Annotated in this window: 1 protein-coding gene and 1 pseudogene; both read left to right on the forward strand. The window is 55.4% G+C overall.

What is annotated here, in order from left to right; genetic code table 11:
- Positions 1 to 316 (forward strand): 5-oxoprolinase subunit PxpB (gene pxpB, locus ACWHAR_RS30855; RefSeq protein ID WP_452088907.1); only part of this gene is annotated, 316 nt, incomplete at its 5' end.
- 2 nt (positions 317 to 318) lie between these two features.
- Positions 319 to 552: pseudogene (locus tag ACWHAR_RS30860) on the forward strand (KipI antagonist); the annotation flags it as partial.

A 552-nucleotide genomic window follows, 5' to 3' on the forward strand; every position in this document is an offset into this window, starting at 1 on the left:
GGGTGAGTACCTCGTTTATATGATCGGCTTTGCGCCGGGCTTCCCTTACCTAGGCGGAATGTCTGAAAAGATAGCCGCACCGCGGCGGTCATCTCCTCGGACTTCGATTCCCGCCGGTTCAGTCGGAATAGCCGGCATGCAAACAGGCGTCTATCCCCTTTCAACGCCGGGCGGCTGGCAGCTGATCGGCAATACGCCGCTTGAATTATTCAAGCCTTATGAACAGCCTCCGAGCCTTCTGAGAGCAGGGGATATCGTGAAATTTGTCAGCGTGACAGAAGAGGAGTATCACGCGCTGAAGGAGGGGAAATCTTGAGCATAGAAGTGTTAAAGCCGGGTCTGATGACAACGGTTCAAGACTTGGGCCGCACAGGTTTTCAAAAATACGGCGTGCTTGTCAGCGGTGCCATGGATGCCGATTCTTTGCGGATTGCCAATCTGCTCGCGGGGAACAGCCAGAACGAAGCTGCGCTTGAAGTGACGCTGATGGGGCCGGGGCCGTCTCTCCGCTTTCAAAAACCTGCTCTTATAGCGGTGACGGGCGCTGACTTT

It is taken from the genome of Bacillus sp. LR--39, from assembly GCF_053613335.1.